10 protein-coding genes are annotated in these 12,086 nt (G+C 64.7%); 6 read left to right on the top strand and 4 right to left on the bottom strand.

The features are described 5' to 3' along the window. Nucleotides 1–38: 38 nt before the first annotated feature. Nucleotides 39–959: a FecR family protein gene (locus SSA01S_RS05500; protein ID WP_061779558.1), complete on the bottom strand. Its 921-nt coding sequence runs from the start codon at nt 957–959 to the stop codon at nt 39–41. Nucleotides 960–1,023: 64 nt separating this feature from the next. Continuing rightward, nucleotides 1,024–1,539 carry a sigma-70 family RNA polymerase sigma factor gene (locus tag SSA01S_RS05495; protein ID WP_061779557.1) on the bottom strand — a complete coding sequence of 172 codons (516 nt, stop codon included), beginning with the start codon at nt 1,537–1,539 and terminating at the stop codon, nt 1,024–1,026. Between the two features lie 355 nt (nt 1,540–1,894). On the opposite strand from SSA01S_RS05495, the gene SSA01S_RS05490 reads away from it, so the two are divergent. Further along, entirely contained in the window at nt 1,895–3,997 is a 2,103-nt protein-coding gene (locus SSA01S_RS05490; RefSeq protein WP_061779556.1) for a TonB-dependent siderophore receptor, read from the top strand. A 256-nt stretch (nt 3,998–4,253) separates the two neighbouring features. On the opposite strand, the gene SSA01S_RS05485 is transcribed toward SSA01S_RS05490, so the two are convergent. Then, on the bottom strand, nt 4,254–5,834 hold the full coding sequence (locus tag SSA01S_RS05485; protein WP_156477683.1) for a DHA2 family efflux MFS transporter permease subunit: 1,581 nt from the start codon (nt 5,832–5,834) through the stop codon (nt 4,254–4,256). A 124-nt stretch (nt 5,835–5,958) separates the two neighbouring features. Here SSA01S_RS05485 and SSA01S_RS05480 point away from each other — a divergent pair, with 124 nt between their 5' ends. Then, complete coding sequence (locus tag SSA01S_RS05480; RefSeq protein ID WP_061779554.1) at nt 5,959–7,011, top strand: type III polyketide synthase; 1,053 nt, start codon at nt 5,959–5,961, stop codon at nt 7,009–7,011. Next, nucleotides 7,008–7,526, top strand: coding sequence for an isoprenylcysteine carboxyl methyltransferase family protein (locus tag SSA01S_RS05475; RefSeq protein WP_061779553.1), 519 nt, complete (start codon nt 7,008–7,010; stop codon nt 7,524–7,526). Before SSA01S_RS05480 ends, SSA01S_RS05475 begins: the two co-directional genes overlap by 4 nt. Here SSA01S_RS05475 and SSA01S_RS05470 read toward each other — a convergent pair. After that, a complete protein-coding gene (locus tag SSA01S_RS05470; RefSeq protein WP_240954722.1) occupies nt 7,489–7,755 on the bottom strand; it encodes a hypothetical protein in 267 nt (88 codons plus the stop codon). The genes SSA01S_RS05475 and SSA01S_RS05470 overlap by 38 nt on opposite strands. Before the next feature lie 262 nt (nt 7,756–8,017). Between SSA01S_RS05470 and SSA01S_RS05465 the strand changes: the two genes are divergently transcribed. From SSA01S_RS05465 to SSA01S_RS05455, 3 genes are all read left to right on the top strand, one after another. Beyond that, nucleotides 8,018–8,590: an RNA polymerase sigma factor gene (locus SSA01S_RS05465; protein WP_153002997.1), complete on the top strand. Its 573-nt coding sequence runs from the start codon at nt 8,018–8,020 to the stop codon at nt 8,588–8,590. After that, nucleotides 8,548–9,498, top strand: a complete 951-nt coding sequence (locus tag SSA01S_RS05460; RefSeq protein WP_061779552.1) for a DUF4880 domain-containing protein — start codon at nt 8,548–8,550, stop codon at nt 9,496–9,498. Before SSA01S_RS05465 ends, SSA01S_RS05460 begins: the two co-directional genes overlap by 43 nt. 91 nt (nt 9,499–9,589) lie before the next feature. Continuing rightward, nucleotides 9,590–12,064: a TonB-dependent receptor gene (locus SSA01S_RS05455; RefSeq protein WP_244885574.1), complete on the top strand. Its 2,475-nt coding sequence runs from the start codon at nt 9,590–9,592 to the stop codon at nt 12,062–12,064. Nucleotides 12,065–12,086 lie beyond the last annotated feature (22 nt).

The raw sequence follows: 12,086 nt of genomic DNA, 5'->3' as shown, positions 1-12,086 counted from the left end.
TTTCGAAAATTTTTGGGGTCGGGTGGAAAAGAGACGTTTCAGTCGATGCTGACGATCGTTAGCCACGGCGTGATCCGCCGCACGGTCACACCATGCGCCCGAGAGAGTGCGGCCAGAGCGCGGTCCGGGTAACGCAGGTCGTAGACCCCCGTCACATGTCGCGCCATCCCGGCTCCCCGCGCCACCAGCAGCCCGCGATGCCAGGGGCGCAGCGCCTCCACCACCTCGCCCAGCGGCCGGTCGGTTACGCGCAGTATTCCTTGCGTCCAGCTCGCCACGGCCGAAGGTGGCACTGTGGATGTGCGATAGCGTCCAGCGACACAGTCGAGCGCTACCCGGTCGCCCGGCCCCAAATCGACCGGCACGATGGCAGGATGACGGCAGGCCGCTCGTACGCGCCCCTCGCGCACCGCGATCCGCGCCCCATCATCGTCGCTTCGCACCTCAAAGGCGATGCCGAGATCGGTCGCCACCGCCTCCCCCGCGACGACGCGAAACGGATGGTTCGCATCATGGCGGACCTCGAAAAAGCCGATGCCGCGCAACAGTCGCACCTGTCGGGCGGAGCGACCATCCACGGCGATGGTGCTCTGCGGCGCCAAGGTGATGCGGCTGCCATCGGCCAGACGCATCACCCGGACCTCGCCGGTCCCGGTGCTTTGGTTGGCCGGAGCCTGCGGCAGGACGGCCCGCCCCACAAAAACGCCCGCAAGACAGGCCGCCATCGCCAGGGGCAGGCCCCTTTTCCAGCGGCGCGGAGCGGCGACCGGCGGCGCACGGTTCGGCGCATCGACCTGCCGGATCAGGTCACCGACATGGTCGAGCTCGCGCCAAACCGCATCGCAGGCGGGCGCGTGCCGCCATCGTCGGAACGCCGCCTGTACCGCCTCGTCACCGGGCCGCTCCTGCAACAGGATCATCCAATCCAGCGCCTCGCGTCGGCCGTCACCGCCCTCCATTATCGCCGCCCCCTCTGTTTCTTGCAGGGAGGACGAACGAAGCGGACCCATTTTCGGAAGGCAATCAGTGTCGGTTCCCGCGCACGGATTTGCGACACCGCTCCACGCCTTCGATCACCAGGGCATGGGCACTGGTGACGGATACGCCCAACTCTGCGGCAATCTCTCGCAAGGGCGCTCCCGACAGGCGATGCAGTTCGACGGCGCGGCGCATGCGTGGCGGCATACGGGCCAGTTCGGCGGCGACGAGCGCCAGCTCCTGCCTGGCTATCAAGGCACGATCGGCCCCTGCGGTATCGGCCATCTGCGTGTCGGCGGCATCGCCTGCATCGGATGACATCACCCGCTCGCGTCGCTGCCGCTGCCTGTATTCGTCGAGCGCTAGATTGCGCACCACCCGGCGGATATAGCCGACCGGTTCGGCAATCTGGGTGTCGCGGGCGTTCTGCGACAGACGCAGCCAGGCATCCTGCACCACATCCTCTGCGGACGCCCTGTCACCGGTCATCCGTGCCGCCTCGATAATCAGCCGCGAACGTTGATGAGAGAACAGGGCCAGAAGGCGCGCGGATCGCCGCATCACCGGTACGCGCCCATGGCACGGCCCGTCCCGCCACAAGATGCTGCCGGTGTCGGCACAAGGGTGTTCCCAAGGGTTCTGCATGCCTCCTCTGGCGACACCCGTCGCTGCCCGCATAGCAAGGACCATGGCTGCTAGATTACGTGTTATTGCGAGTCAAATTCATTAATTCCGTAATGCGCCGTGTGCCATGGGGCGAAGATAGTCCTGGCAAGCGAATTACGATCTCCAAGCAAAGCCAAATCCCCATCGCGTGATGAGCGGACCATACCACAGACCGAACCCGACCGCGCGACTCACTTGCGATTCGTTATCAGTATCATTAGCAGCGAGCTAAATCATAAGGGGACTCATCATGAAATCGTCGATCCTGGCTGGCGTCGCGCTCGTCGCACTGACCGGAACGCCCGCCCTCGCGGCCACCCCGGAGGATAGCGACCGCCGCCCTTCTGCGGAGGCCTCGACGGACCAGCATGGCGATATCCTGGTGGAGGGGCGTCGCGACCAAGTGTTTGCGGGAACCAAGACCGATACGCCGCTGATCGAGGTGCCGCAGCCGATCTCCGTCATCACCGACGATGTCTACCTGGCGCAGGGCGCGATCAACATTTCCGACACGGTCCGCTATGCCGCCGGTGTCAATTCCGATGCCTATGGCCGCGACACCCGCGTCGACAGCTTCACCATCCGCGGCGTCAATGCGCTGCAGTTCCGCGACGGGATGCGGGACATCTTCAGCTATTATGCCAGCATCGCCTCCGACCCCTATAATTTCTCGCGGGTCGAGGTGGTGCGCGGACCCGCTTCGGTGCTGTTCGGCCAGGGTTCGATCGGCGGCATCATCAACCTCGTGTCCAAGACGCCACTGTTCACTAACAGTGCCGATATGAACCTCGTTTATGGCAGCTATGACCGCAAGGAAGCGATGGCCGACGTCAACGGGGTGGTCCATGACACGCTGGCGGCACGGATCGTCGCGCGGGTGCGCGATGCCGATACCTATGTCGACCATGTTCCCGACGATCGGGTGATGATCGCGCCGTCCGTTACCTGGCGGCCGGATGCCCGCACCGATGTGAACTTGCTCGGCCTATATCAGGACGATCACACCGGATCGACCGCGAACTTCCTGCCGATCATCGGCACGCTTCGCGACAATCCGGGCAACCCGCGCCTGCCGCGTTACCTGTTCGTCGGCAAGCCGGGATACGACCGTTACGACGGACGGCTGCTGCAGGGGTCGGGGCTTGTCACCCACCGCTTTAGCGACGATCTGAAGCTCAGCCTGAAGGCGCGTTACATCGACAGCAACGTCGATTATTTCACCCATTATCCCGACAGCTACAGCAATCCGACCGACCCCTATATACCGGGCAGCAACGGGCGGCGCATCGGCCTGTACGCGGGTTCTTCAGTGGCGAAGCTCCAGGTCTTTTCCACCGACAACAACGTGCAATGGCGTATCGGCGACAGCGCGACCATGGAGCACACGCTGCTCGCGGGTATAGACTATAGCTGGAACCAGGTCCGCAAGAGCAACAATTACGGTTATCAGGTCATCGACCTGTACAACATCGACTATGCCTCGGTCGTCGAGCCGCCGCTCACCGCCCCCTTCACCCGCGACACGCAGAAGCAACTCGGCCTCTATGTGCAGGACCAGATCCGCATTCGGGACCGCATTTCGGTGGTGCTGGGCGCACGCCGGGACAGGGTGCACGGCACCAGTCTGGATCTGGCGAGCGGCCTGACCAGCCGCACCTCCGACACGGCGACCACCTTCCGCGCCGGTATCATCGGCGAGGTCGGGGCGGGCCTGTCGCCGTTCTTCAGCTATACCGAAAGCTTCCAGCCACTGGCCGGCCAGACCACGTCCGGCACGCCCCTGCGCCCGCAGACCGGCAAGCAGTTCGAGGGCGGCGTGAAGTGGCAACCCGATCGCGCGACGCTCGTCACGCTGACCGGCTTCCACATCAAGGAACGCAACCGCCCGATCCCCGACCCCCGCAATCCGCTTGGCCAGATCCAGGCGGGAGAGCTGACCACCAAGGGCTTCGAGCTGGAGGCGACGCGCACCCTGCCCGGCCATTACGACCTGTCGCTCGCCTATGGTTTCAACGACGTCGATGGCGATACGGGCGAGGTCGGCTATCTGTCGCGCCATACCGCCTCCGCCTGGGGGACGAAGACGTTCGAGGGCAGCTGGGCGACGCTGCGGCTGGGCGCGGGCGTGCGCTATCTCGGTCCTCAGGTGTCGGGCAACGCCGCCTGGACCATCGTCACCCCGGCGCGCACCATGGTCGATGCGCTGGTCGAGCTGGAGCGCGACCGCTGGCGCCTGCGCCTCAACGCCACCAACCTGCTCGACAACCGCGCCTATGCCGCCTGTCTGGCACGTGGCGACTGTTTCGTATCGGCGCCGCGCAATGTGATGCTGTCGCTGGGATACCGGCTATAGCGTCTGCCACCTGATGGACGACGGCGGACTCTCGCTCGCCGTCGTCGGGGACGGGCGTTACGCATGGCGACCGGGACCGACTTCCAGGATGGGCCGCCGCTCTCCGCATCATGGTCGTCCAGCACGATCAGATGGTTCGCCCCGGGGTAATAGCCGCGACCGATCCCCGCGCGATCCTGTAGGCGACGGCGACCTGCGACGCGCGTATCCGGTCCAGCCCCGCCACGACATCGACCCGATTCACGATATGCCGGGCCTAAAGACCTGGTCCGCCACTCCCGGCGTCATATGGGGTACGCCGTACCCAGAGCACGGCGATCACGATGATGGCTGTCAGCACACCGCATATCGCCCAGGCAGCGTTGACGGCAGGAACGAGCGCGGCTTTTTCCACCAGCGGCCGCACCATCTCCACCGCAAAATCGTCGAGCGGCTTGCCACGTTGTTCGAGAAAGGCATCCCGGGGAATGCCGATGCGCAGCGCCGTGTCGAGGTCACCCGCCTGCAGACGGCTGGCGATGCGGCGCCCCTCGGTCGCGGCGCGGCTGAAGATTGTCGTGTCGACCAGCGCCAGGCCGACCGCCCCGCCCAGATTGCGCATCAGGTTGAACAGCCCGCTGCCATCCGCAACCAAATGGCGGGGCAATCGACCGAGCGCCATGCGGGTCGGCGGCAACAGGCAGAACATGATCGCCGCCCCGCGCACGATCTGGGGCAGGATCATCGCATGGAAATCGGTCTGCGCGGTCTGTCCGATGCTCATCAGCAGGCCGATGGCGAACAGCCCGAAGCCGAAGGCCGTCAGCCAGCGCGGATCGACGCGCCGCTCGGCCCAGACTGCGATAGGCGCGGTGACCAGCTGGGCAATGCCGGTGACCAACATGATCTCACCGATGCGCAACGCCCCGTGCCCGCGCACCAGCCCCAGGAAGAAGGGCATCAGATAGGTCGAGCCGAAGAGGCCGAACCCCAGTACAAAACTGAACAGGCATCCAATGGCGAAATTGCGGTCGACAAAACAATGAAGCTCGACCAGTGGCACTGCCGCACGCCACGTCCGCACGGCAAAGCCGATCCCGCACGCGACAAACAGCGCCAGCAGACCGAGCACCCAAGCATCACCCCAGCCGCGCGTCGGCGCATCCTTCAAACCGATCTGCAGCGCCACGAGCGCGACGGCGAGCAGAACCAAAGCCACCAGATCGATGGCACGGGCAACGCCTGACCGCTCAACCGCTGGCTCGCCGCGTAACAGCCAGCCGACACCCAGGGCGGCAACGATACCCGGCACGATGTTGATGCGGAACAGCCAGTGCCAGGAAAAGGATTGCGTCACCCAGCCGCCGACAATCGGTCCGATGGTCGGCGCCAGCACGGCCGCAACCCCGGCGATCGTGGTCGCCAGCCCCTGAACCCGCAAAGGGAACAACAGGAAGACGGCGGAAAAAACGATGGGGATCAGCGTTCCGCCCGAAAATCCCTGCACGATCCGCCACAGGATCAGACTTTCGAAACTGCCGCTCATCGCGCAACCGATGGAGGCCAGGGTGAACAGTCCTACCGCACCGACGAACAGCCGCCGCATGCCCAGCACATCGGTCAGATACCCTGTCAGCGGGATCGCGACGATCTCGGCGGTCAGATACGCGGTCTGTATCCACACCATCCGATCGGGCGCGATGCGCAGCGCCGCCTGTATGGTGGGCAGCGAGGTCGCGACGATCTGGACGTCCAGGATCGCCATAAACATGCCCAGACACATGAAGGTGAACCCCGCCCAGGCGGCGAAACCCGCCGTCTGCGTCACAAGGCCGGGGGACGCATTCGCTGGTGTCATATCGTCGCTTTGCATGATATCGCTCTGCCCGGCTCTCTATTTCGCGACAGGTTGAACCAGCCGCAACGCCGATCGTTGCGCCTCAGAATCATTTCCGCCGGTTCGCCGGCTACTCGGACGGTGCATGTCTTCCTCGGTTGCCCTTCTGTCGCTTGCAACGCGCACGCCCCACCATCGACTGTCCCAGGATCAAGCCCTCGCCACCGCGCGTGAGCTGATCGGTGACCGCTTCGCCGATTTCGACCGGCTCGCCCCGGTTTTCGACCATGCGGGTATCGCCGAGCGTCAACTGGCCATGCCACTCGACTGGTATCGCACCCCCCGCTCGTTCGAGGAGCGCAGCGCCGCCTATCTCGACGTCGCGCTCGACTTGTTCGTCGCGGCAGCCAGCGATGCGCTGAAGGAAGCAGGCCTGGAGGCTGGGGATGTCGACGCCATCGTGACCGTTTCCTCGACCGGAATCGCGACGCCGAGTCTGGAGGCGCGGGCGATGGCCCAACTCGCGTTTCGCAATGACGTACGGCGGGTGCCGGTCTTCGGCCTGGGCTGTGCGGGTGGGGCCACGGGCCTGGCACTGGCCGCCGATCTGGCGCGGGCACGACCGGGTTCGACCGTGCTGTTCGTGACCGTCGAGCTGTGCAGCCTGGCGCTTCGGACCAGCGGCGCGGACAAGGCCGACTTGATCTCTACTGCCCTTTTCGGCGACGGCGCGGCGGCGTGCCTGTTGCGCACGGGTCAATCTGGCTTCGCGCGCATTGTCGGCAGCGCGGAAAAGACGTGGAGCGACACGCTCGACATCATGGGCTGGCGGACCGAGCAGACGGGCCTCGCGGTGGTTCTCAATCGCGCGATCCCCAGCTTTGTCGAACGCGAGATGCGGCAGGCGGTCACCGAGATGCTCGCCACGCAGGGTTTGGCCCTGTCCGACATCGACCGCTTCATCTGCCACCCGGGCGGGGCCCGCGTGCTGGATGCGCTGGAAAGCGCCCTTGGCCTGGAGCGCGGCGCGATGGCACAGGAACGCGCCGTGCTACGCGATCATGGCAATATGTCCGCGCCAACCGTATTGTTCGTACTGGACCGATATCGTCGAGAAGGCCTGCCGCCCCGCGCCCTGCTCAGTGCGCTGGGACCGGGCTTCACTGCGTCCTCGCTGGTCCTGGAGTGCGACCGATGAACCTGCCCTATGCCATTATGGCATTCGTGACGCTCCAGCGGCTCAGCGAGTTGGTCATCGCCAAACGCAACACCGCCCGGCTGATGGCGGCGGGTGCGCGGGAATATGGTGCGAACCACTATCCCGTGATGGTGACGATGCACACCGCATGGCTGCTCGCGCTGTGGTTCAGCGTCGGCGACCGCGCGGTGTCCTGGCCGCTGCTGCTGATCTTCGCCATGTTGCAGGGGATGCGGGTCTGGGTGCTGGCGACTTTGGGGCCGCGTTGGACGACGCGGATCATCGTCCTGCCCGGCGCATCGCTCGTCGCCAAGGGGCCGTTTCGCTTCCTGCGCCATCCCAATTACGCCGTGGTCACTGCGGAGATTGCCGTGCTGCCCCTGACCTTCGGATTGGTCGGCATCGCCGCGCTGTTCACGGTCCTGAACGCGGCGATGCTGTACGTCCGTATCGGCGCGGAGAATCGCGCGCTGGGGATCAGCGGCGGGGCGTCGCCGCCTCCCGCTCAGCCTTGATCCGCAACATCGCGGCATGACAGGTCGGCGAGGTCTGATCGATCTTTTGGATCATGCAAGCCTCCACCTTCTTGCGGCTCATCGATTTCATCTCCATCGGGCATAGGCGCCGCGCCTCGGCGACGCAGGCCTTCTTTCCGGAATCGGGCTGCGCTTGGGCTCGTACCTCGGTTGCCCCAAGGGTCAGGGGCAACAGGAGAGTGGCGAAGGTGAAAACGGCGTAGGTCATCCTGCTTGCTCCTCATGGGTTTGCGCTAAAACGCGCTTACCAAACGCATGACGCTTGGGAAAAGCGCGCCAAGGCGCATCCTCTGATACGTTGCGCATTGCCAGCGCGTCCGCATGTGACCGCCCACCGCCTCAACGAGTGACGGCCGCGTACGACGCTTGCGTTGAGACCGCCGCTTCCTGATCGACGGCCGAACCATGCCCGGTGTCGCGTTCCTGTAAAGAAGCAGACCTACACGCCGCTCCGATCACCGGAGCATGTGTTGAGCTGGCTGCGCGAAATAGACCGTTGGTTCATGGCCGAGGTGCTGCCCCACGCAGCCGCCTATCGGGCCAGGGCGGCCTATTTCTGCGGGCGGGACGAAGCGGACGACTTGGTGCAGGAAGCCTATGCCCGTGTCCTGAACACCGCGGATCATCGCTCGATATCCTCACCACGGGCCTTTGTCCTGACCATCGTCCATCATCTGGCGTTGGAGCGGATACGGCGGGCCAATGTGGTCCGCATCGACGTGCTGGCGTCGCTGGAGATGCCCGACATCGCCGATCCCGCGCCGGATGCCTTTGCGGTCGCCGCCGGACGATCCGAATTGCAGCGTCTGGCCGGCTGGATCGATGCCCTGCCCCCGCAATGTGCGCGCGTCGTCCATATGCGCAAGGTTCAAGGCCTATCCCCCACCGCGATCGCCCAGTCGCTTTCCTTATCCGTCTCGACCGTTGAAAAGCATATCGCTAAGGGTCTTGCCCTCATCACGAAGGCGCGTCGCGAAAGCGAGTCCCTGGCGGAGGAATTTTGTCCAGCCATTGCCCAGACCAGCCGCGCGACGCTGACCTGACCGACGAAGCTGCGGCATGGCTCGCTGCGCTCGATGCGGGCTCGGCGGACCTTGCGGCATTCGAGGCGTGGCGCGATACGGACGTGCGCCACGCCGTCGCCTTTGCCGAGGTCGCCAGCGCCTGGCGTGACCTCGATCGCCTGCGGGTGACGCGTGGAGATGTGCAGCACCAGCTCGAGACGGTGATGCCGGCCGGACCCGACCGGTCTGACCGGCGGCACATGCTGCGCGCGGCCGCGTCGGTCGCCGCCGTCATGGTTGTGGGCGGCGGCTGGGCCTATCGCGCCAATGCCCGCGACAAGGCCGTGACCCAAGTCGGCGAACGGGCGACGGTAGCGGCAGGGCCCGGCCTTTCGCTGAAACTCAACACCGACAGTTGCGTCTATTGGAAGGATGGCACGCCGGATCGCCTCTGGCTCGAACGAGGCGAGGTCGCGATCCAGCTCGGCTCGCCGCATCGGCTGGAGCTGATCGCACCCGATGGCCGGTTCGAGCTGGTACCGGGCCTGTATAATGCGCGACTGCGGCCGACCGGATGCGAACTGGCGGTCCTTCAAGGTCAGATTTTCGACGGCGCGCAAAGACAGCTGGAACGGGGCGAGGTCGCGGTGGCGACCGCAGGCCAATGGACCGTCCATTCGCGCGACGGCAGCGATATGGCCCGGGTGACTGCGTGGCAGCGCGGCACGCTGGTCCTCAACGGCGAGAGCCTGGATTATGCACTGGCGGAAATGAACCGCTATCTTACCAACAAGATCGTCATCGGCGACCCGGCGCTGTCGCGCCTGCGCATCGGCGGTACATTTGCGACGACCAACCCGCAGGAATTTCTGCAAGCGCTCCACAGTTCCTTCGGCGTGCAGGCAATTTCGGGTGCCAATGGCGGTATCGTCCTGTCCCGCACCTAAAAAAATTTTCGGGCGAGTAGCGGTTTTTCCGCCGCCATCCATCCCTGCACCGACCATCGCATCCAAACAGGGATCAACCATGTTCAAGTTCATGACAACGACCGCCATGCTGGCGGTCGCGATGCCGGCTGTCGCACAGATGCGGGACAGCACGCCGATCCGCTTCGACATACCAGCCAGCGACACCGCCACTGCGCTCAACCAGTTCGCGCGGCAGGCGGGCATCCACGTCATATTTCCCTATGATGCGGTGGCGAACCGGCATGTGACCGCCCTGCGCGGGCGGCTGACGCGCAGCGAGGCGCTGCGTCGGTTGATCGCGGGTCAGGGGCTGGCCATCGCGAGCGAGACGCCGTCGATGATCTCGCTAAAGGCCTTGGTCGATACGTCGACGGCCACCGCCGTCGCGGCAGAGGCCAGCGCGAACCAGGATATTGTTGTCCTGGGCCGGGGCCAATCGCGGCAGGTGCAGACCGTGTCCGCCAAGGCGATGGAGAAGACCACGCCCGGCACTTCGCCCCTTCGGTCGCTGGGGCGGCTGCCCGGCGTGAATTTCGACTCCTCCGACGCGCATGGCACCTATGAGGCGGCAACGCAGCTGTCGATCCGCGGCTTCCTGACGGACCAGATGGGCTATACGCTTGATGGCGTGCCGCTTGGCAACATGCAGTATCGCAACAACAACGGCCTCTCGATCAACCGCGCGCTGCTGACCGAGAATAACGGCGCCGCGACGCTGTCGCAGGGGAGCGGCGCGCTGGGCACCGCGTCCACCAGCAACATCGGCGGCACGGTCGACTTCACCTCGATAGATCCGACCCACATGTTCGGCGTCGACCTGGAGCAGAGCTATGGCAGTGCCCAGTCCTGGCGCAGCTTCGGCCGGATCAACACCGGCGATCTGCCCTGGGGTGGTCGGCTGGCCATCTCCTATGCACATGACCGGCAGGGCAAATGGCGCGGCTGGGGCCAGCAGGTCCAGGATCAGATCAACGCCAAATATATTCAGCCCTTGGGCGACGACGTCACCTCGACCACCTTTCTCGACCTGATCGATCGGCGCGAGGACGACTATAACGATACCTCGCTCAGTCGTCTGAAGACCTATGGGTGGCGGTTCGACAATATCCCGACCTTCGCGCTCGCCGAGCAGCTGGCGACGATCGTCCAGAACGGCGGCACCCCGCCCGCCCCTTATGTCAACGCCGATGACGCGGTGTATCAGGGTGGGGGCGTGCGCCGCGACCTGCTGGCCTATGAAAAGCTGGCCTATCGCCTGGGGTCGCGGCTTTCGGGTTTCACCACCGGCTACCTCCATCTGGACAAGGGCATCGGCACCTGGGCCGATCCCTACGACCCGACCCCTGCCGCCTTTGGCGGCTCGCCCATCTCGGTGTCGGCCAATCGCTACAATATCGACCGCAAGGGCGTCATTTCCCGCCTGACCTTCCAGGCTGGTCGCCACAAGATTGAGGGCGGTATCTGGTACGAGCATAACGCCTTCGACCAGGCCAATTACCTCTACGGTCTTCAGGCGGGCAAGGCGCCGGCGGAATTCCAGCAATTCTACACCAACCCCTTCTTCACCAATTATCAGAACGAATATCGGACCGACACGGTACAGCTCGACCTCAGCGATACCTGGCAGGTAACGGAAGCACTGCGCCTCAATGCCGGGGTGAAGGGCGTGGTCTCCACCAACAACGCGCACAGCATCGTCAGCCGCAAGCCGATCGACGGTTCGATCCAGGCGAAAAACTGGTTCCTGCCGACCATCGGCGTTCTCTACACGCTCGATCCGCATAGCGAGCTGTTCGGCGACTATACGCGCAACATGGCCGCGTTCGTCGCCTCGACCTCGGCAGGCCCCTTTTCCAGCAGTTCGCAGGCCGGGTTCAACTATATTCGGGGCGACCTGAAGCCGGAGATGACCAACACGTTCGAGGCGGGTTACCGCTTCCACGACCGCGACGTGCAGCTGTCGCTGACCGGCTATTATGTGAAGTTCACCAACCGCTTGCTCGCCTCGTCGATCAGCGCGACCATCGTCGGCAACCAGAACGTGTTGCAGAATGTCGGCAGCGTATCGTCACGTGGTGTCGAGGCCGCCGCAACATGGGGCTTCGCACCCCATTGGTCGGCTTATGGCAGTTGGGCGTACAACGACGCGACTTATGACGACAACGTCCAGCCGCTGGGCGGCGCCGTCGTTCCGACCAAGGGTAAGCAGGTCGTCGCCTCGCCCAAACAGGTCGCCACGGCCGAGCTGAACTATGACGACGGTACGCTGTGGGGCGGTGTGAATGCGCATTATCGCAGCAAACGCTATTACAGCTATCTCAACGATGCGGTCATTCCCGGCGCGGTCAACGTCAACCTGTCGGCCGGCTATCGGCTCAGTCCGATGTTCGAGGTTCAACTCAACGTGATGAACCTGTTCGACAAGCATTATATCGCTTCGACCGGCACGGCCGGGTTCGTGACTTCCGACCCGAATGGCACCTACACGACCTTGCAGACCGCGGCGCCCCGGCAGGTGTTCGGGACGGTGCGCGTCCACTTCTGATCCTTGTTCCTCGGGGGGGGGG

It is taken from the genome of Sphingomonas sanguinis NBRC 13937 (assembly GCF_001591005.1).
Classification (GTDB): domain Bacteria; phylum Pseudomonadota; class Alphaproteobacteria; order Sphingomonadales; family Sphingomonadaceae; genus Sphingomonas; species Sphingomonas sanguinis.
The sequence above is the reverse complement of the archived record's forward strand: the minus strand, read 5'-3'. Positions and strand labels throughout refer to the sequence as shown.